General features: G+C 64.8%; 18 protein-coding genes. 13 read left to right on the top strand and 5 right to left on the bottom strand.

Annotated elements, in window-relative coordinates; translation table 11 throughout:
• Positions 1–18 precede the first annotated feature (18 nt).
• Positions 19–765, top strand: coding sequence for an aspartate/glutamate racemase family protein (locus tag LV28_RS40965; protein ID WP_038620455.1), 747 nt, complete (start codon positions 19–21; stop codon positions 763–765).
• Between the two features lie 118 nt (positions 766–883).
• Here LV28_RS40965 and LV28_RS40960 read toward each other — a convergent pair whose 3' ends face one another.
• Together LV28_RS40960 and LV28_RS40955 are read right to left on the bottom strand one after the other, a co-directional pair.
• Positions 884–1675: an IclR family transcriptional regulator gene (locus LV28_RS40960; protein ID WP_038620458.1), complete on the bottom strand. Its 792-nt coding sequence runs from the start codon at positions 1673–1675 to the stop codon at positions 884–886.
• Positions 1675–2634 (bottom strand): flagellar brake protein, encoded by a 960-nt coding sequence (locus LV28_RS40955; RefSeq protein ID WP_081326920.1) that lies wholly within the window; start codon positions 2632–2634, stop codon positions 1675–1677. The genes LV28_RS40960 and LV28_RS40955 overlap by 1 nt, the downstream gene beginning before the upstream one ends.
• Between LV28_RS40955 and LV28_RS40950 the strand changes: the two genes are divergently transcribed.
• Positions 2597–4636 (top strand): hypothetical protein, encoded by a 2040-nt coding sequence (locus LV28_RS40950; protein WP_155765759.1) that lies wholly within the window; start codon positions 2597–2599, stop codon positions 4634–4636. The two genes, LV28_RS40955 and LV28_RS40950, sit on opposite strands and share 38 nt — an antisense overlap.
• A 77-nt stretch (positions 4637–4713) precedes the next feature.
• Here the strand turns inward: LV28_RS40950 and LV28_RS40945 are convergent, their stop codons facing one another.
• Positions 4714–5700 (bottom strand): LysR family transcriptional regulator, encoded by a 987-nt coding sequence (locus tag LV28_RS40945; RefSeq protein WP_081326919.1) that lies wholly within the window; start codon positions 5698–5700, stop codon positions 4714–4716.
• Positions 5701–5796: 96 nt separating this feature from the next.
• On the opposite strand from LV28_RS40945, the gene LV28_RS40940 reads away from it, so the two are divergent.
• A complete protein-coding gene (locus LV28_RS40940) occupies positions 5797–7092 on the top strand; it encodes an MFS transporter (RefSeq protein ID WP_038620465.1) in 1296 nt (431 codons plus the stop codon).
• Positions 7093–7208: 116 nt separating this feature from the next.
• On the opposite strand, the gene LV28_RS40935 is transcribed toward LV28_RS40940, so the two are convergent.
• Positions 7209–8411 carry an ammonium transporter gene (locus LV28_RS40935; RefSeq protein WP_023873560.1) on the bottom strand — a complete coding sequence of 401 codons (1203 nt, stop codon included), beginning with the start codon at positions 8409–8411 and terminating at the stop codon, positions 7209–7211.
• Positions 8412–8821: 410 nt separating this feature from the next.
• Between LV28_RS40935 and LV28_RS40930 the strand changes: the two genes are divergently transcribed.
• The 8 genes from LV28_RS40930 (at position 8822) to LV28_RS40895 (ending at position 16894) form a co-directional block, all read left to right on the top strand.
• On the top strand, positions 8822–9121 hold the full coding sequence (locus LV28_RS40930) for an antibiotic biosynthesis monooxygenase family protein (protein WP_023596977.1): 300 nt from the start codon (positions 8822–8824) through the stop codon (positions 9119–9121).
• 166 nt (positions 9122–9287) lie between these two features.
• Complete coding sequence (locus LV28_RS40925; RefSeq protein WP_023596976.1) at positions 9288–10019, top strand: FadR/GntR family transcriptional regulator; 732 nt, start codon at positions 9288–9290, stop codon at positions 10017–10019.
• A 62-nt stretch (positions 10020–10081) separates the two neighbouring features.
• Complete coding sequence (locus tag LV28_RS40920; RefSeq protein ID WP_038620468.1) at positions 10082–11494, top strand: FAD-binding oxidoreductase; 1413 nt, start codon at positions 10082–10084, stop codon at positions 11492–11494.
• 109 nt (positions 11495–11603) lie between these two features.
• Complete coding sequence (locus LV28_RS40915) at positions 11604–12503, top strand: amidohydrolase family protein (protein WP_023873563.1); 900 nt, start codon at positions 11604–11606, stop codon at positions 12501–12503.
• A gap of 96 nt (positions 12504–12599) precedes the next feature.
• Entirely contained in the window at positions 12600–13829 is a 1230-nt protein-coding gene (locus LV28_RS40910) for an MFS transporter (protein WP_023873564.1), read from the top strand.
• Positions 13830–13904: 75 nt separating this feature from the next.
• The gene (locus LV28_RS40905) at positions 13905–14654 is read left to right on the top strand and encodes an electron transfer flavoprotein subunit beta/FixA family protein (RefSeq protein ID WP_025249466.1); all 750 of its coding nucleotides are present in this window, start codon (positions 13905–13907) and stop codon (positions 14652–14654) included.
• A 14-nt stretch (positions 14655–14668) separates the two neighbouring features.
• Positions 14669–15601 carry an electron transfer flavoprotein subunit alpha/FixB family protein gene (locus tag LV28_RS40900; protein WP_023873462.1) on the top strand — a complete coding sequence of 311 codons (933 nt, stop codon included), beginning with the start codon at positions 14669–14671 and terminating at the stop codon, positions 15599–15601.
• A gap of 189 nt (positions 15602–15790) precedes the next feature.
• Positions 15791–16894: an NAD(P)/FAD-dependent oxidoreductase gene (locus LV28_RS40895; protein WP_025249465.1), complete on the top strand. Its 1104-nt coding sequence runs from the start codon at positions 15791–15793 to the stop codon at positions 16892–16894.
• Positions 16895–17174: 280 nt separating this feature from the next.
• Here LV28_RS40895 and LV28_RS40890 read toward each other — a convergent pair whose 3' ends face one another.
• Positions 17175–17570, bottom strand: coding sequence for a transposase (locus LV28_RS40890; RefSeq protein ID WP_024788698.1), 396 nt, complete (start codon positions 17568–17570; stop codon positions 17175–17177).
• A 726-nt stretch (positions 17571–18296) separates the two neighbouring features.
• Between LV28_RS40890 and LV28_RS40885 the strand changes: the two genes are divergently transcribed.
• A complete protein-coding gene (locus LV28_RS40885) occupies positions 18297–19112 on the top strand; it encodes an IclR family transcriptional regulator (protein WP_023596968.1) in 816 nt (271 codons plus the stop codon).
• 406 nt (positions 19113–19518) lie between these two features.
• A complete protein-coding gene (locus LV28_RS40880) occupies positions 19519–20601 on the top strand; it encodes a porin (protein ID WP_023596967.1) in 1083 nt (360 codons plus the stop codon).
• Positions 20602–20611 lie beyond the last annotated feature (10 nt).

Below are 20611 nucleotides of genomic sequence, written 5' to 3'. Positions count from 1 at the left end.
CAACTTGCAGGAGCGGCTATGCGCCTACTCGTGGTAAATCCCAACATCTCCACCAGTGTGACGGCACTCATCGAAGCCGAAGCACGCCGTGCGGCGTCGCCCGATACGGCGTTGTCGTTCGCCACGGCGGCCTTCGGTGTCGCCTACATCGAAACGCGGTTCGAAGCGCTGGTCGGGGGCTACGCCACGGCGTGCGCGGCAGCGGAGCAGGCCGGCACGTTTGATGGGCTGGTCGTGGCGGCGTTCGGCGACCCGGGACTGGGCGGGCTCAAGGAACTGTTCGACGTGCCCGTCATCGGCATGACCGAGGCCGCGCTGGCGAGCGCCTGCCTGCTGGGGGCGCGGTTCTCGATCATCGCCATCTCGCATCGCATCCAGGCGTGGTATCGGGAATGCGTGGAAGCGAACGGACTCGCTTCGCGGCTGGCGAGCATTCGCAGTCTGACATCGCCGTTGCGGGACATTGCGACGGTTCAGGAGGATCACGCCGAACGACTCATTGCGCTCACCCGGCAAGCGGTCGACGAAGACGGCGCTGATGTGATCGTGGTTGCAGGCGCGCCGCTGGCCGGATTGGCCCGCACGTTGCGTAACCGAATTCCGGTGCCGGTCGTCGATGGCGTATCGAGCGCCGTGCGGCATTGTGAGTCGCTGGTTGCGCTGCAACCCGGGGCGGCGATGCAGGGGAGCTTTCAGCGTCCGCCGTCCAAGCCCAATGCGGGCATGCCACCTGCGCTCGGCCGGTTGCTCCGCGCGCCGGAGTGATGCCGGGTTCCGGCGGAACCGGCGGTGAGGGGATACCGGACGCCACGGTTTGCGCCGTTCGTCCCGGGTACGTGGGGATCGCTGCGCCGATCCGGCATGTGTCCCGAAGCGAGGCCTGTCAGCGCGCGTCGCCGGACCAGCCGAGCTGACGGCTGATCTGCGCGGCGGCGTCCTTCACGCGCGGCACGAGCTCCTGCATGCGCTCGCGGCTCATGTATTTCGTCGTGCTCGATACGCTGATGGCGGCCACGATTCGCTGACTCGCGTCATAGACCGGTGCGGCCACGCAGCGAATCTGCGGCGTGTCGTCCTCGAGATCGAAGGCATAGCCCAGGCGCGCGTAATCGTGCATGCGCGCGAGCCATGTTTCGGTATCGACCGGATGCGACGGCGACTGTGTCCGATAGTGATCGAGCTGGGCGCGCCAATCGTCTTCCGTCTTGTCGATCAGCAGCGCCTTGCCCACGCCTGTGACGCAGATCGGCTTGCGTCCGCCGATACGCGAGCTGATTTCCACCGCGCGCTGTCCTGGCAGCTTGTCCAGGTACATCACCTCCCAACCGTCCGCGACTGCCAGATGCACCGTGTCCTGTGTGTCGCTGGCAAGGCGTTCCAGTGCCGGCCGGGCCAGGCGCGGCAAATCGATCTGTCGATACGCGAGAAAACCCAGTTCGATGAGCTTGTTGCCGAGCCGATAACCACGGCGTGGCTCGAAGCGCAGATACCCTGCGTGCACGAGCGCCGAGGCGATGCGATGCGTGGTCGACGGCGTGATGCCGGTATGCGCGGAGAGCGCCGGCACGGTGTCGATGCCGGCGGCGACCGCCTCGACGATGTCGAGTCCTCGAAAGAGCGTCTGGCTGGCGAGCGTGCGGGGTCGTTCGGCGTCTGCCGACTTCGGCTTTGCCATCACGCCCCCCCGAGCGCGAGCAGGCGTTCGTACACATAGCATTTGAGCGCCACGTAATGCGCCGGCTCCAGCATGGGTAGTTCGATGCCGTGCAGATGACCGTCGTCGCCTTGCTGCACGCCCCGAATCGTGCCTGTGGCAGCGATCGGCATGTCGATGTCGCCCACGCGTACGCGAAACGCGAGCTGCAACGTGTCGCCGGGGGTGCCCAGCGGTTCGTTGGCCAGCAGCGACACGCCTTCGGCGCTGACATCCTGCAACAACGCCAACTGGTGCGCCTCGCCTGCGGCCGCCGATTGCACCGAGACAATCAGTCTGGCGGGCACGCGCTGCGAGCGCCGCAATACCTTGCGGCGAATCTGTGCGGGCGCCGAGAGCACCACGTAATCGAAAGGTGCGCGCTCGACACGTTCCACCGTGCAGACGAAGTGAAAGATGTCCTCGCCCGAGAACGTCCATAGTTCGAGCCGCTCGCTCGGTTGGAGGGTAGGGGGGGCGGCGCGTCCCGTCGGCGTGGTCACGAAGAGCATGTGATTGGGTGCATGACCGATCACGCGCGTACGCACCCGCTGTGACCCGACGCCCGGCGGCAACTGGATCTGTAGCCAGTCGCCGGGGCGCAGATTGAGGTCGTTGAGTCCGTACTGCGGCGCTGGCGTGTTGTCAGTGAGCACTTGCGGGGGCGACGCGGCGTCGCTGCCCGTCGTGTTGTCCGTCCCGAGATTCGCCACGCGATGCGGCGCGAACGAGACGAAGAGCCAATCGCGTCCGGCCGCTGTCGGCACGATGTCGCCTTGCGCCAGCAATGGCTCGCCGTTGCGATCGACAATGGCCCAGGGCAACGCTTCGCCGAGCGGAATGTCGTCGGGCGTGAGCGCCACGAGTGGCAGCAGGGACGCGGCCGTTGCGGCGGACTCCGCGGTGGCGGAGGCGGATGCAGGTGTGGAGGCTGTCGACATAAGGACGGATCAGGAGCTCGGTGCGCGTAGGACGACCGCGAACGTCAGTTGCCCGAAAGTCTACCGCGACGCATTGGCACTTGGCGAGGGGCCGGCCGCCATGGTGTTGCGCAATCTGCGTAAGTGTGTGCTCGCTGGGGTGGGCACCTGGCGTTGCGACTTGGGTCATCGGCGCGACGTGCCGGGCAATGCCCGCGTTGCCGCTCGACGAGGTGCCGCGTGTTCGATGCCGCCTGCCTATAGTCGGCGCTTTGCCGGTGCGCCGGTGACGACGCGATGGGGGGGTGTCATGGAGTATCAGCAGTACGCAACGACGTCGGGCTGGGCGGGTGTCGCGCCGGCGAGCCGGCGCGAGGCCTCAGTACAGCATCGCGCACAGCGAGGCGGCCCTGGCGAGGGGGTGAAGGGGGTGACGAATGGGCGCGTCGACATCGGCAACAGCGCGACGTGTCACGCCGAACGCCGCGCATCGACGTCTTCGCCGGGGCTCGATCCGGCGCTGGCGCGCGCGTTCAGCGCTGCCTGGGCGGGCCTGTGGGCGACGACCGGTGCCTGCCAGCAGTTTTATCGCCCGGAGTTTGCGCTCGCTCACCAACGCGACGCACGAGCGGCGCGAAATTTGGCGCAGGTCGAGGCGATGTTGGCGCCCACTCACGAAAATGCGGATTCGATCGGGCGGGGCGGAATCGATGCGATGTGCCGTGATGTGAACCGGTGGCTGGAGAGCCTCGCGTCCACCGGGGAACGGGGATGGCGCTTTCGCGCGGCACGTGACGCGCTGTCGTTGGCGGGCAATCTGTCGATGCTGGCGATCCTCGCCGCGTGCTTTTATCGCACGGACGGGCCGCCCGATGCGGTGGTGGGGGCGGCGGTGGCGAACACGCCGTTCGGCGTACCGTGGGCCGACTGGACACTCCTGGCGTTCGAGGGTGCCAAGGGCGCTGTCACGCAATCGCTCGGGTCGCCCACATTGATTCGCCACCATGCGGTCGACGAAGTGCTCAAGCGCATGGAAGCGGGGTGCCGGCTGCTCGAAGCCTGTCTCGTGTCGCCGACGCCGCGGCACTCTGCGTCGCGCCCGCCGTCGGCGGCGTTGCGATCATCCTGGCGGGACACGCTTGGCACGCTCACCCGCGCGCGCGACGTGGCAACACTCTTCACCGTAGCCAATACCGCGGTGCCGCCTGCCCGGTTGGGTCTCTGGATACCATCGTGGTTCTCGGCGACCTCTGCCGCGAACGACGGCTATCGCGGCATACTGCGGGTGGCCGGCCTCATGCTCGATTCCTGCCGTGCGGTGACCAGCCTGCTCGGGACATGGGCGCGCACCGAGGCGTTCACAATCGACGCGCAGGGGCTCACACGGCGGTGGCAATCGCTTTGCACGCGGCTGGCGCAGGTTCCCGAGGACATGCGCGTGTCAACCATGGTGCGTGCCGATCGGGTCGCAAGCCTGGCCACACATTGCGACACGGCGCTGCTCGCGACGATTGCCGCGCATGAAGCCTTGCGCGAGCACTTGCTAGCTTCGTGCGAAACATTGAGCGCGAGCCGGATCGCGCTGGCTTGCGAGGCATTCGGCGTGCGTTGCCACAGGTATCGGGACGGCGATCGGGAGGCGCTCAGTGCGAGCCCGGCGGAAAGTGCGTGGGGTCGCCGGTGGACGGGCTGCGCCTGGGAGAGTGTGAGCACCACGCCGTTACGTGCTTCGTATCGTCTGCTGCTGTCCTATCAGCACTGGAGCTCGGCGCTGCCGGAACGCCTGATGGCCGCCGCGCGCCGGGAAGACGACGACGGGGCCGCGGCGGCGACCTCGACCGATCCGGCAGGGCTCGCCCGAACGCGGGACGGCGTGGTGTACATCGAGCTCGACGCCCGGCGTGACATAGGGCATCCCGGACCCGGGCAACGCGCGTTCGCCTGCGCAACCGATCGCGAGGCCCAGTCGTGTCGTCGCCCACTTTCCAAGCACGCCTTGCCGGGCATCGTTCGGCCCTCATGATGGTTTCGATGGCGACGACGTCATGACGGAATATCGAGGCCTGGCACGTGTGGTTCCGTATGCTGCGCCAGCGAATTTCATGCGCGTTTGCGCGTCCGATCTGCCATTGCCCCGGCTCGCGGCTTACGGGGGCCGGCGTTGGCCGGACGTGTCGTGGGCAGTTCAGCGGTATCGTGTTCAAGCGCTTCGAGTAACGCTTCGCGCATCAGTGCGATCGGACGCATCAAACGTTTGGGCAGCGCGCCATGCACGAGCCAAACATTCAGTCGGCTCTGAAAGTCAACAACGTCGACAATTTGCAGGGCGTCGAGATGCGGACTGCGCGCGAGCGCTTCAGGTGCGACGAGTCCCACGCCCATGCCGCGCGCCACGAGCGAGAGTTGCAGTTCCGAGCCGAAGGCTTCCACCGCGACATTGAACGGCAGGCCCGCGGCCGACACCGCGCGGCTCAATGCCGAACGCATGCCGCAGCCGTCCTGGTTGAGAACCCACGGATAGCGGGACAGCGCGGCAAGCGTTATGGGGGAGTCCGGCAAGCACAGCGTGCTGGGCGCGACGACTACGGTCGGCTTTTGTGCGAGGCATGAGGCTTGCAGGCCCTCCGGCAGCGGAGCATGTTCAGGCATCAAGACAACCGCAGCATCGACCTTCGCGCGCTCGAGACTCTGCAATAGTCCCGGAGACCATCCCGCCGTCACCCGCAGCGTCAGTCTCGGAAATGCCTCGCGCAAGCGGTCGATCGGCTGCGCCAGCGCAAGTTCGGAGAGAAAGGGCGGCACCCCGATCCGAAACTCGCCGGTCGGCTCGCGTTCGTGCGAGGCCACCGCCATCAGGTCGTCGACGGCGCGCAATACCGAGCGCGCGAGGCCGTACACCTCATTACCTACCGCCGTCGGTTTGAGCGGCTTGCTCTGACGGTCGAGAAGCTCCATGCCGAGTGTCCTTTCCAGATTTTGCACGCGGCGCGTCAATCCAGGCTGGGTCAGAAACAACTTCTCGGACGCCTTCACCATCGACTCACTCTCGACGACGGCGACGAATGCCTGCAAGTCGTGTGTGTTCAAAACAAACTCGCATAATAAATATGAACATTATTGAATTGTGGCATAGCAAACGCGTTCCTACAATTGGCCGCAACGTCACTCGCAGGATCGGAAAAAATGTCCAGGGGTCCCTCTGTTTGTGCGCAACATATCGCTGCTGCCGCAGCGCCTTCGACTGCCGCGTCGTCATCGACCGAAACGTTCGGTTCCCTAACGAGAGCGCAGACCGTATTTTTCGCGGGAACCGTGGGCGTTATTGTCGTGAACCTGTCGGCGGCGCAACCGCTGATCGGGCCGGTCAGCCAGTCGCTACATCTGCCTGCGTCGCTGGCCGGGCTCATCGCGACATTGCCGCAGTTGGGTTACGCGATCGGCTTGCTGTTGCTCGTGCCGCTATGCGATTTGCTCGAGAATCGGCGTCTTGTCGTGAGAACGCTCGCGTGTTGCGCGGCGTTTCTCGCGGTTTCGTCGATGGCGCATTCCGGCGTCGTATTCCTGATATCGGTATTCCTGGCGGGGGCAACGTCGAGCGTGATCCAGATGCTCGTGCCGATGGCTGCATCGATGGCGGCAGAGAACCGACGTGGACGCGCGGTGGGCAATGTGATGAGCGGACTGATGATCGGCATTCTGCTATCGCGCCCCTTGGCAAGTGTTGTCACTGGGGCGTTCGGTTGGCGGGCGTTCTATGGTGTGGAGGCGGTGGCCGATGCAATGATTGCCGTGGTGCTGTATTTCCGCCTGCCGGATCACACCCCGCGGATCGGCGCGCGTTATCCGGCGCTCCTGGCCTCGCTGTGGACATTGCTTCGCACCGAGCCGGTGTTGCGGCATCGAGCGACGCAGGCGGCACTGGCGCTCGGTGTCTTCAGCGCTTTCTGGACGGCGATTGCGCTGCGGCTCGCGCAACCGCCGTTCTCGCTCGGCATGCGTGGCGTGGCAGTATTTGCGCTTGCCGGCGCGTCCGGTGCGATCGTGACGCCGCTCGCGGGGTATCTCGGCGACCGGGGCGCCGGGCGCTCCACGCAGATTGTTGCGCATCTCGTCATGCTTGCGGCGATCTTGATGCTGGGCGCGGCCGGTGCGGGCTGGGGCGGCTTCTCGGCGGCGGCGCATCCGGGGCTGGCGCTTGGGCTGCTGGTGGCGGGCGCTGCCGCGCTGGACGCCGGTGTCATCACCGATCAGACGCTCGGGCGTCGGGCGATCAACCTCATCAACCCATTGGCACGCGGCCGTCTGAACGCGCTCTTCGTGGGTATCTTCTTCATTGGCGGGGCATTCGGCGCCGCGCTGTCGGGCGCGGCGTGGGCGTGGGCCGGATGGAGCGGCGTTTGTATGCTTGCGCTCACGCTTGCGCTGCTATTGCTGGTCTGCGGCTGGGTGGATCGTGCAGGGCAAGCGCGCGGACGGTAATGCCGCGGCGCGTATTGGTGCGTGTCGGTGCGTGTCGGCGCGCGTCGGCGACGTGCGGTGCGAATCGAGGCGCCGCCGCACGCGCAGCGACGACCTCGGTATCGCGCGGCCGGGTCTTACCAGTTTGTTTCCCGCTCTGGCGTGGCCGTGATCTTGTGGATCGACAGATCGGCGCCGTAGTATTCCTGTTCATTGTCGAGCCGCAGGCCCACAAGGCGCTTGATCGCACCGTAGACGACATATCCGCCGGCGAACGCAATCGCCACGCCCATCACCGTGCCCACGACCTGCGCGACGAAGCTCACACCGCCCAGTCCGCCCAGCCAGGTCTGCCCGAACAGTCCGGCGGCGATTCCGCCCCAGACACCGCACACACCATGCAGCGGCCACACCCCCAGCACGTCGTCGATGTGAAGACGGTTCTGCGTCACGGTGAAAAGCTTCACGAACAACACCCCGGCAATGGCGCCGACGACGAGCGCACCCAACGGATGCATGACGTCCGACCCGGCGCACACGGCGACGAGGCCGGCGAGCGGGCCGTTGTGAATGAAGCCGGGATCGTCCTTGCCGACCCACATCGCCGCGAGCGTGCCGCCGACCATCGCCATGAGCGAGTTCACCGCGACCAGACCGGAAATGCCGCCCACGCGCTGCGCGCTCATCACGTTGAATCCGAACCAGCCGACAATCAGAATCCACGCCCCGAGGGCGAGGAACGGAATCGACGACGGCGGGTGCGCCGCGACCTGCCCCTGTCCGTTGTAGCGCCCATGCCGAGCGCCGAGATGCACGACGGCGGCCAGTCCGATCCAACCCCCGACCGCGTGCACGACGACCGAACCGGCGAAATCGTGGAATGGCGCGCCGAACGCGTGCGTGAGCCAGTCCTGCACGCCAAGGTGCCCATTCCAGGCGATGCCCTCGAAGAAGGGATAGATCACGCCCACGAGGAAGAACGTCGCCACCGACTGCGGGTGGAACTTCGCGCGTTCGGCAATGCCGCCAGAGACGATGGCGGGAATCGCCGCGGCGAAGGTGAGCAGGAAGAAGAAGCGAACGAGCTCGTAGCCGTTGTGTTGCGCAAGGGTTGCCGCGCCCGACCAGAAGTCGATGCCATAGGCGAGCGGATATCCGATGAAGAAGTACGCGAGCCCCGAGACAGCAAAGTCCGTGAGGATCTTCACGAGGGCGTTGACCTGGTTTTTCTTGCGAACGGTGCCGAGCTCGAGGAACGCAAAGCCGGCGTGCATGGCAAGCACCAGGATTGCGCCGAGCAGAAGGAACAGCACGTCGCCGGGTGTATTGGTATTGGGCATGAATGTGCTCTTTTGGTGCAGACGGAAAGAAGAAAGGAGATACGCAAGAGCGATGCCAGATTTTTCAACGCGTTGATTTATATAGGTGTTTTATTGTGTGATATGACGGGGAGCATGCGAGAGTGCACGGCGATGGTGCCGCTAAGCGCGCTCATGTTCGATCGACGTGCATCGCCGGGCCGGCAGCAGGGGGCGGCGGTATTGGCAGACGTTTCCGCCGTTTCCGACATATCCGACGTATCCGGCGGGCCGACGCGTCGCCGACGAAATGACGCTGCAGAGACAGTGCAATGTGGATGAAGGGGGAGTGGTGATCGCGCGCGGTGCGTGAGCGCAAGGCGCGGTATAGAATCGGGCGTTCTCGTTTCGCGCATCAACCGTCATCACGCACAAACCACTGAGGAAATCCCATGATCTTTGAAATTGCCCAGATCGAAGTGAAACCCGGCACGGAAGCCGCATTCGAGCAGGGCGTAACGAAGGCCGCGCCGCTGTTCAAGGGGGCGAAAGGCTGCCACGGCATGCGTCTGCTCAAGTCCATCGAGGCGCCGACGCATTACAGCCTTGTCGTGACGTGGGAAACGCTGGAGAACCACACGGTCGATTTCCGCAACTCGGAAGCCTTCACGCAGTGGCGCGCGCTGGTGAGCGACTGCTTCGCTGCGCCGCCCAACGTGCATCACGTCACCGAGGCGCTGATCGGCTTCTGATCCGCACGACTCGCAAGGACGGGCAAGCGCGGCGGCGGAGACGATTCTCCGCTGCCGCTTTTTCATGCCCTGGGGATCCGTGCATGACCTAGGGTAAACGTGATGAAATTCAGGAAAAGTTTTCATATAACATGCAAACCAGAAAAATACGGGACGACGCGAGAGGATGACAACCAAGCCCAAAACCCTGACCGAGCAGGTGGCTCAGCAGTTGCAGGACGCGATCCGACAGGGCGTGTACCCCATCGGCAGCCGGCTGCCCACCGGCAAGCAACTGTCCGAGACTTATGGCGTAAGCCAGGCGGTGATTCGAGAGGTCACTGAGCGTCTGCGTGCACAGGGCCTGATCGACAGCCGTCAGGGCGCCGGAGTGACGGTCAAGTCGCGCACGCCCTCGAGCGGCTTTCAGGTGCCGGTTGGACAAAGCGCCGCGGACCTTGCCAGCGTCTACGAGTTGCGTCTGGATCTCGAGAGCACCGCTGCGGCGCTCGCCGCCGTGCGTCACACCGATGAAGACATCCGGCTTTTGGCGGGCATTCTGGAAAAGCTCGAAACGAACCTCTATCACGCGGACAACGGCGTGGAGTACGACACCGCGTTTCACGCGGCCATCGCCCGTGCCACGCACAACCGGTACTACGCTGACCTGCTTCAGTATCTGAATCTGCAAATCCGGCAAGTCGTGCAGACAGCGCGCGAGAACACGCTGCGTCACGAGGGACTGGCCGCGCAGGTGCACCAGGAGCACGTGGCGGTCTTCAACGCCATCAAGGCGCGTGATCCGCTGCTGGCGCGGGCGGCGTCACTTTCGCATCTGTTGCGTGCTTCGGCGCGTCTGGGGCTCACGTTGCCCGGACGCGATGTCATCACCGGCGCGATTGCGCCCACGCGGGCCTGAACCTGGAGCGCAACCGTACTCCGTGGCGCAAGCCTCATACCGTAACCCTGACGCGTGAACCCATGACTCTTTCCGCTTTTGCCCAACGTCTCATCGATGCGGTCGGTGTCGACAGCGTCTTCACCTCGCCTGACGACATCGCACCCTGGCTCGCCGACTGGCGCGGCCTGTATCGCGGCAACGCCCAGGCGGTGGTACGCCCGCGCACGGTGGACGACGTATCGAAGGTGCTGGCGCTGTGTCAGAGCACGGCCACGCCCGTGGTGCCGCGCGGCGGCAATACCGGCCTGTGTGGCGGTGCGACGCCCGACGCGTCCGCGCGCAACGTGGTGCTCAGTCTGGATCGCATGAACGCCGTGCGTAGTCTCGACACCATCGCCAACACGCTTGTGGCCGAAGCTGGCTGCATTCTCGAAGACCTGCAGCGCACCGCGCGCGATGCGAACCGACTGCTCCCGCTCAGCCTGGCGGCCGAAGGCTCGTGCCAGCTCGGCGGGAATCTCGCGACCAATGCCGGCGGCGTGAACGTCGTGCGTTATGGCATGACGCGCGAACTGGTGCTCGGCGTCGAGGCCGTGTTGCCGAACGGAGAGATCCTTCACGGCTTGCGCACGCTGCGCAAGGACAATACCGGTTATGACCTGAAGCAGTTGCTGATCGGCTCGGAAGGCACGCTCGGGGTCATCACCGCCGCTGCGTTGCGGCTATATGCGCCGACGCCCGTGCGCCAGGTGGTCATTGCCGCCGTGGCGTCGCCGGCCCAGGCGCTGTCGCTGTACGAGCTGCTGTTCGCCGCGTGCGGGCCGCGCATGCAGGCGTTCGAATTCTTCACCGGCGAGTGCGTCGATCTCGTGATGGCGCACGTGCCCGGCGTTCGCGCGCCCTTTGGCGAACGACACCCCGGCTACGTGCTGGTCGAGTTGGCCGACACGGACGATGAGCCGGCGCTCGCGGCATTGCTCGAGCGCGTGATCGAGTCGGCCATCGAGCGCGATCTTTGTGCCGACGCCGTGGTGTCGTCCACGCTTGGCCAGGTCGAGGAAATGTGGAAGTTGCGCGAGGAGATTTCCGAGGCGCAGCGCGCCGACGGCCCGCACCTGAAACACGACGTCTCGCTGCCGATCGAAGCCATTCCGGCGTTCATGGAGAGTGCGTTGACACGGGTGCGCCGCGTCTGCCCGCAGGTGCGTCCGTTTATTTTCGGCCACTTCGGCGACGGCAATCTGCATTACAACCTTTCGCGCCCGGCGGGCGAGGCGCCCGACTTCATGGCCCGGCACGGCGAGGCGATCACCGCCGAAGTGCTCGATGAGGTTGCCCGTTACGGCGGCAGCATCAGTGCCGAGCATGGCATCGGGCAACTCAAGCGCGACTATTTCGCCAAGTACAAGTCGCCGCTGGAGCTGCGCCTCATGCGCGAGATCAAGGCGGTTTTCGATCCGGCCGGCATCATGAATCCGGGCAAGCTGCTGTAAAGATTCGTTCACTTCCGGGGGCTGTCATCGACGCGGCGCCCGGTTCGTTCCATCCCCCGCGTGAGCCCGACATTGCGATTGTCGCCCTCGCGCCTCCTGAGGAGTCGACATGACTGCCAGTTCCGCCCATCCCGCCGCCGGGGCACCCCTGTGCCTCGGCCCGCTGCCCGAGATCGATCCGCCCACGTTCGAGGTGCCGTTCGGCGCGGTCGACACGCACGCGCACGTGGTGGCGGCGAGCGACGCGTATCCGATGGTGCCCGAGCGCAGCTACACGCCGCCGCCGGCCCCGGAAGACAAGTACCTCGCCATGCTCGATGCGACGGGCATGACGTACGGCGTGCTGGTGCAGATCAGCGTCTACGGTACCGACAACCGCTACATGCTCGAGACGCTGCGTCGCCATCCGGATCGCCTGCGCGGCATTGCCGTCGTCGCGCCGGAAGTGACCGACGCGGAACTCGAAGCGATGCACGCGGCCGGCGTTCGCGGGCTGCGTATCAATGTGCTCTTCGGCGGCGGCATCGGCTTCACGGCGATGGAAACGCTCGCGCATCGCATCAAGGATCTCGGCTGGCACATGCAGTTCCTGATGGACGTCAATGCCTTGCCTGAGCTCATGCCGCGCATGACCCGGCTGCCGGTGCCGGGCATCGTGGACCACATGGGGCATACCCCGGTGGCGCAAGGCCTCGACGCGCCGGGTTTTTCGGCGCTGCGCTCGCTCGTGCGCGACCACGGCTACTGGGTGAAGCTCTCGGGGGCATACCGTATCAGCGAGCGTTTTCCGACGTTCGACGATGTGACGCCGTTCGCGCAGGCCCTGATCGACGACGCCCCGGATCGCATGGTGTGGGGCAGCGACTGGCCGCACGTGTCGCTCACGCGCATGCCGAATACCGGCGCGCTGCGCAACCTCTTGCCGCAGTGGGCGCCCGACCCCGAGGTGCGGCGTCGCATTCTGGTGGATAACCCGGCGCGTCTGTATGGGTTTGCGGCGACGGTGTAAGGCAAGCATTCGGCGCGCACCACGCGCCGGCATTTTTATCACGACCGGGCGCGCATTGCGCTCATGCGGGAACACAGGGAAACAAGGGGAGACAAGATGAACTGGTATCGCCAGATGAACAAGACCGAGCGGCGCACGTTTATCGCCGCGTTCGGTGGCTGGGCGCTCGATGCGCTCGACTTCATGGTATTCACTTTCGTGATCACCACACTGATCACGATTTTCAACATCGACAAGGCGCAGGCGGGCATGCTCGCCACCGTGACGCTGTTGTTCTCGGCCATCGGCGGCTGGCTGGCCGGCGTGCTGGCAGATCGCTTCGGCCGTGTGCGGATCCTGCAGGCGACGATTCTGTGGTTCTCCATCTGTACGATCCTGATCGGGTTCGCGCAGAGTTTCGAGCAGATTTTCGTGCTGCGCGCCCTGCAAGGCCTGGGCTTCGGCGGCGAGTGGGCCGTGGGCTCGGTGCTCATGGGCGAGATCGTGCGTACCGAGTACCGTGGGCGAGCCGTGGGCACGGTGCAAAGCGGCTGGGCGATCGGCTGGGCCGTGGCGGCGCTGTGTTACACGGTGTCGTTCTCGGTGCTGCCGGAGACCTATGCCTGGCGCGCGCTGTTCTGGATTGGTGTCATCCCCGCGCTGTTCGTGCTCTTCATTCGCAAGCACGTGCCCGAGCCGGAACTGTTCGAGCGCACGCGCAAGCGTGAAGAGGCCTCGGCCACACGCACGTCGGCACTGGCGATCTTCTCGCCGGCGCTGATCAAGACGACGGCGCTCTCGGCATTGCTGTGCACGGGGGTGCAGGGCGGCTATTACGCGGTTACCACGTGGTTGCCGACCTTCCTGAAGACGGAGCGTCACCTGTCGGTCATCGGCACGGGCGGTTACCTGCTCGTGATCATTCTCGGATCGTTCATCGGCTATCTGACGGGCGCTTACCTGACCGACCGGCTGGGGCGTCGCGCGAACCTGCTGATCTTCGCCGTGCTCTCGGGCGTGAGTATCTACGCCTACACGCAGTTCCAGCTGAGCAACGATCAGATGCTGATCCTCGGCTTCCCGCTGGGGTTCGCGGCATCGGGCATCTTCAGCGGCATGGGGGCTTATCTGACGGAGTTGTTCCCGTCGGCGGTGCGCGCCAACGGACAAGGCTTCGCGTACAACTTCGGGCGTGGCATCGGGGCGTTGTTTCCGAGTCTGGTGGGCTATCTCGCCAAGACCAGCGGTCTTGGTACGGCTATCGGCATGTTTGCGGGTGGGGCATACCTCGTCGTGCTGATTACCGCGTTCCTGTTACCCGAGACGAAAGGTCGGGAAATCGAGTAAGTTCATGGATTCGCGGGTGGCAGGCGCGGCGAAGACCGTCTGCCACCCCGTTTTTCTGATTCAAGGGAGTTCCGCATGAAGGTGCTGGTACCGGTCAAACGGGTAGTGGATTACAACGTAAAGGTTCGCGTGAAGAGCGACGGCAGTGGCGTCGACATTGCGAACGTGAAGATGTCGATGAATCCGTTCGACGAAATCGCGGTGGAAGAGGCGGTGCGTCTGAAGGAAGCGGGCGTGGCGACGGAAGTGATCGCGGTGTCGGCGGGGGTGTCGCAATCGCAGGAGACGCTGCGCACGGCGCTGGCGATCGGCGCGGACCGCGCAATCCTGATCGAGTCGGACGACGAGCTTCAGCCGCTGGCGGTGGCGAAGTTGCTCAAGGCGGTGGTGGACAAGGAGCAGCCGCAACTGGTGATCCTGGGCAAGCAGGCGATCGACGACGATTCGAACCAGACCGGGCAGATGCTCGCGGCGCTGGCCAGGTTGCCGCAGGCGACGTTCGCCTCGAAGGTGACGGTGGCGGACAACCGCGCGCAAGTCACGCGTGAAGTGGATGGGGGGCTGGAGACGGTGTCGCTGTCGCTGCCGGCGGTGATCACGACGGACCTGCGCCTGAACGAGCCGCGTTACGTGACGTTGCCCAACATCATGAAGGCGAAGAAGAAGCCGCTGGAGACGGTCAAGCCGGCGGATCTCGGCGTGGATGTGACGCCGCGGCTGAAGACGCTGAAGGTGGCCGAGCCGCCCAAGCGCAGCGCGGGTGTGAAGGTGGCGGACGTGGCAGCGCTCGTCGAGAAGCTCAAGAGCGAAGCGAAGGTCATCTGAGGGGAGACGACGAGATGAGCATTCTGGTAATTGCGGAACACGACAACCAGTCGATCAAGGCGGCCACGCTCAACACGGTGGCGGCGGCGCTGCAATGCGGCGAGGACGTGCACGTGCTGGTGGCGGGCAACAACGCGAAGGCGGCGGCAGACGCCGCGGCGCAGATCGCGGGCGTGAAGAAGGTGTTGCTGGCCGAGGCGGCGTATTTCGGCGACGGCCTGGCGGAGAACATTGCCGACGAGGTGGTGTCGATCGCGGGCGGGTATACGCACATCCTGGCGCCGGCGACGGCGTACGGGAAGAACATTGCGCCGCGCGTGGCGGCCCTGCTGGATGTGGCGCAGATCTCGGACATCACGAAGGTCGACAGTGCGGACACGTTCGAGCGCCCGATCTACGCGGGCAACGCGATTGCGACGGTGCAAAGCGCGGACAAGGTGAAGGTGATCACGGTGCGCTCGACGGGCTTCGACGCGGTGTCGGCCACGGGAGGCAGCGCGGCGGTGGAGTCGGTGGCGGCGACGCCGGACGCGGGCGTGTCGCAGTTCGTTGGGCGGGAAGTGACGAAGCTGGACCGTCCGGAGCTCACGAGCGCGAAGATCATCGTCTCGGGCGGGCGTGGGCTGGGCAGTGGCGAGAACTACACGAAGGTGCTCGAGCCGCTGGCGGACAAGCTGGGTGCGGCGCTGGGCGCGTCGCGCGCGGCGGTGGACGCGGGTTACGTGCCGAACGACTACCAGGTGGGCCAGACGGGCAAGATCGTGGCGCCGCAACTGTATGTCGCGGTGGGTATCTCGGGTGCGATCCAGCATTTGGCCGGGATGAAGGATTCGAAGGTGATCGTGGCGATCAACAAGGATCCGGAGGCGCCGATTTTCTCGGTGGCGGACTACGGCCTGGTGGGCGACCTGTTCACGGTGGTGCCGGAGCTCACGGGCGCGCTGTAAGCCGGTGAGGACAGTGAAGTCGTGACGTTGCGGGGCTGGCCTCGGCATGAGCAATCGAGCTGGCGCCGGCCCCGCAACCGATCCGCATGAGGAGGCGTGGCGGTCACGTCGGTGCGTTGGGAGCGTCTTCATGCGAATCGGAAGCCCCGGGGCATTGCCGGGGTATCGAAAGTGAATCAGGGAAGAGCAATGGACAAGGTCGATTGCGTCGTGATCGGCGCGGGCGTGGTGGGATTGGCCGTCGCGCGGGAAATGGCGATGGCGGGTCGTGAGGTGGTCATTCTCGAGGCCGAGCGAGCGATCGGTACCGGCACGAGCTCGCGCAACAGCGAAGTGATCCATGGCGGCATCTACTACCCGCCTGGCTCGCGCAAGGCAACGCTGTGCGTCGAGGGGAAGCATCGGCTCTACGAATTCTGCGCGTCGCACGGCGTGGAGCATCGTCGCTGCGGCAAGCTGATCGTGGCGACCACCGATCACCAGGTGGACGAGCTCGAAGCGATTGCGGCGAACGCACGGGCCAGCGGCGTCGACGACCTTCAGTGGCTCACGGCCGACGAGGTGTCGCGCCGAGAGCCCGCATTGCGCACGTTCGGGGCGTTGTTGTCGCCTTCCACGGGCATTGTGGACAGTCACGGTCTCATGCTCGCCTTGCAGGGCGACGCGGAAAATGCCGGCGCCATGCTCGCGTTCGACGCGCGTGTGGTCGGCGCGCGCGTGGGCGGCATCCATGGCATCGAGCTGGACGTCGAGACCGGCGGCATGCGCTCGACGCTGCTCGCCAATACGGTCATCAACAGCGCCGGGCTGTGCGCGGTCGACATTGCGCGCACGTTCGACGGACTGGCACCCGAACACATCCCGCTGCGCTACTTCGCCAAGGGCAGCTATTTCTCGTGCGCGCAGCGTGCTCCGTTCACGCACCTGATCTATCCGGTTCCGGAGCCCGGAGGCCTGGGGGTGCATCTCACGCTGGACCTCGCCGGACAAGCGCGTTTCGGCCCCAATGTGGAGTGGGTGAGCGAGATCGACTACACGGTCGATCCGTCGGATGGCGATGGATTCTACGCGGCAGTGCGCCGCTATTGGCCGGGGCTGGCAGACAATACGCTGCAGCCGGGCTACGCGGGCATCCGACCGAAGATCAGCGGACCGGGGGAGCCGGCTGCGGACTTCCGTATCGATGGGCCCGAAGTGCACGGTGTGGCCGGGCTCGTCAACCTGTTCGGCATCGAATCCCCGGGATTGACGGCATCGCTTGCGATCGCCGAGGCGGTGCGCGCGTTACTCTGACGTTGCAACGCGTCCGGCGAGGACCGCGGCGACGACGATTCGAGCACCGATTCCGTACAAATTCCGTACAAATCTCGCGAAGGAGCGGCGCGGTGTCGAACCCGCGCTGGCGCAGGAGGCGCCAGGCATCGCTGCCCGGTCGCGTCCCGCACATTTCAACGCTCTGACCAACCCCGTCGGTCTCGAACCACGGTGCCGCGAACGTGGCGCGGCATGCCTGAGGGGGGAGAACCGTGTGATGGCCCGTGCCGAGGCGGCACTGGCGCCATGCGAACCCCGTTCAGCGCACGGCGACCGGGGGTTTCCAGGACGCCGGGTTCGTCCAGAACACACCGCGCAGGCGATCGGTGTCGCCACACGGCGTGCTGCGCGCCGGCTTGCTGATTTGACCCGCGCAGGCGCTGATGTCGCGCCCCGATTGTTGCAGGCGTTTCAGAATCGTATCGAGCATGCCCGACTCGCGCCATTCGTTCAGCTTGCGGCGGCAAGTCGGAACGGAAGGATACTGCATGGGCAGTTTGGACCAGCTCTCGCCAGTGAACAGCACCCACAAGACAGCATTGGTCAGCGTGCGCTGCTCGACTTGAGGGCGCCCGCGTCGTTCCGTACGGACCGGTCGGTCGCAAATCAGATCACGCAGGGCGTGCCATTCAACGTCGCTCAGTTCAGTAAACATAACACCTCGACCCAAAACAAACGGAGGCGCCGCAGGGGGCGAGTCCGGACTTCACGATCGCGCCGCACCGATGCTATCCAGTACGTGCTTCTCTGTGAAACCTCGGCCAAGGCGGCGTCGTTCCCCGATGCTGGAAATACAAGCAACAAGCATGCCAGGGCATCGGGTTCTCTCGTGAAGAACGCCGAGGGCGGGTCGAACCACACTGCGAAGGGAGCGTTCGGCCAGCAAAAAAACGCCCACTTGGCAGGTGGGCGCAGCTCCTGGGCGGCTATTGGGATAGGCAATCGCAAAAGCGTCAGGAGAAAAGGGATACGGCGGTTTGGCCAGTCCGGATCGTTTGTTTTTCTCGGCTCCGGCCATGATGTCTCGCTCCACTTGCGCCAGCTTGTCAAGCTTGCAGCCGCAATGATGACAAAAAGCGGGAGTCGACGCGCTTCGGAATTACCCCCATTGCGGTGCATGCCCCTCGTGCAAGGCGGTTCGCCCAAGATGGGTGCCCGTCTGCGCCCATCTTGGGCACGGTGTCGCGCGAACGGGCGCAACCCGGCACACGAAGGGCGCAACCGGTTATCGCCGGGTGAGAAAGTGGCCCGGCGGGGGCGTGCGCCATCGTCATGGCCGAGCGGCGGGACCGTAGCCTATAATGTGCGCCTCCCATGGATATCGTCTATCGGCCGCGCGGACTCGCCCGCACGCCGGTCGGCGCCACTGTGCGCAAACGGCATGAGCAACGACAGCGATAATAAATATTCCGTACCGGGCCTCGAGCGAGGCCTGCGCATTCTGATGACGTTTTCGGCCCGCGAGCCCGTGCTCGCCGGTGCCGATCTCGCGCGGCGTCTGGACATTCCCCGCTCGACGGTTTTCCGGCTGTTGCAGACGCTCGAAGCGGAGGGTTTCATCGAGAAGGCGGGCGACGACCGTCATTATCGGCTCGGGGTGGCCGTGCTCCGGCTGGGTTTCGAGTATCTGAATTCGCTGGAGCTGACGGATCTCGGCACGCCGGTCATCGAGAAGCTGCGCGACGTGACGGGCTTCTCGAGCCATATCCTGATTCTGGACCAGCGCGATGCGGTTTTCGTGGCGAAGGCGGCCAGCCGCGAACTGGTGTTCGGCACGGTGCGCGTGGGCACGCGTTTGCCCGCGCACGCGACGGCTGTCGGGCACATTCTGCTCGGAGACTATTCGCTGACGTCGCTCAAGCAGCTGTACCCGGAGCGCAAGCTCGAGGCCTACACGGCGCATACGCCGACGACGGTCGAAGCGCTCCATCGTGTCGTGCAGGAAGATGTCGCTCGTGGTTACAGCATGAGTCAGGCGTTCTTCGAGCAGAATATTTCGACGATCGCCGCTCCTGTACGCAACCATCGCGGTCAAATCTGCGCGGTGATCAGCGTGACGATTCCCCAGGCCCGCGTGGAAGCGGATCTGTTGGAGAGCGGGATCGTCGAGAAAGTCGTTTCGGCGGCCGACGAACTCTCGCACAAACTCAATTATCGGGGCCACGGCGCAGGCGCCTTGTCCGCAACCGCGAAGTAACGCCGGTTTTCCGATTGGCCGGCGCGTCGTCTCGCGCCGGTCCACCTCAGCATTGCACCCAGACGGGTAGGGCGGTCGAACGACCTCGCGTATCCCCGCCCTCGGCCCGTCGGACCCGGTGCCTTCTCTGTTCAGAGCCCACGGCGCGCCCCTGCGATGTCTCCGCGCCTTCGCCCTGCTGCGCGCAAGTTTTTTCATTAGCGTTTGCGCAACATCAATGACTCCCAACTAATTTTCTGCTTGTCGCGCCAAATCCTCTTCGACATAATTGTCTCACCTATTAACCATCGTTTCATAGATAAGACAAAAATGACGCATTGGACGGAACGTCGATGACGTCGACGGTTCCGGCACAGGGGGGGCGCGGCCCGCCTCGACACGTCAGGGAGCCCAACAGGAGTTGAAGGTGAAGAGACGCAATATCGGCATCGCCTGCCTTTTGGCATGCGCTGGCGCGGCACATGCCGCAGGCAATTCGTTGCAGATTTACGGAACGGTCGACGATGGCCTCACGTACGTGAGCAATCAGGGCGGCGGTCGTTTGTTCAAGACGGATGCCGGCATCGGGCAACCGGATCGTTTCGGTCTGAAGGGGCGGGAAGATCTTGGCGGCGGACTGGCGGCCGTGTTCCAGCTGGAGCAGGGCTTCAACACGAATACCGGCGCGCTGATCAACAGCGGTGTGCTTTGGAACCGTCAGGCATGGGTCGGTCTGTCGAGCGACCGTTTCGGGACGGTGTCGATCGGCCATCAAACCGATTTCATGCAGGATGTCTCGATTCGCTATTCGAACGGCTTCTGGCAACACAATCTGTACGCTTATCATCCGGGAAACCTGGACAATCTGGCCAATTCTTCGCAGATCGATAATGCGGTGAAGTGGAACAGCGCGAGCTTCCATGGTTTGACCGGTGGTCTGATGTATGGCTTTGCCGGCGGCAATGCGCTGGGTCGCACGATGGGGGCATACCTGAAGTACGACAACGGACCGCTGTCCGTGGCGGCGACCTACGTGAGCATCAACAAGCGGACGTTCGATTTCTCGTCGCGTCTGGGCATCTCGTCCATCTTCGGCCAGTCAGGGCTGTCGACAACGAATGTCTTCAGGTCGGACGCCGTGAACAATACGGGCATCGGCGCCTCGTACCGCATCTCGTCGCGCTGGAATGTGCACGCGCTCTACACGCGCAGCGAGGTTCGCGCCCCGGGTGGCTCGGGCAATATGTTCAACTACGACGTCGGTACGGAGTATCGCGTGACGGAAGCGAACGCGCTCACGTTGGGCTATTCCTATTCGTCGTTCAACCATACGCACTACAACCAGATGGAAGCGGGTGATCTGTACTCGTTTTCGAAACGTACCCAGTTGCAGGCGCAAGTGACGTATATCGCCGCAGCCGGCAACAACCACGCCGCTTCGTATCCGATCGGTGCATCGAGCAACCACGATCAGGTATTGCTGCGCCTGGGCATGTATCACAGCTTCTAAGTCGCCACGT

Origin of the sequence: Pandoraea pnomenusa (genome assembly GCF_000767615.3) — a bacterium.
Taxonomy (GTDB): Bacteria; Pseudomonadota; Gammaproteobacteria; order Burkholderiales; family Burkholderiaceae; genus Pandoraea; species Pandoraea pnomenusa.
The sequence above is the reverse complement of the archived record's forward strand: the minus strand, read 5'-3'. Positions and strand labels throughout refer to the sequence as shown.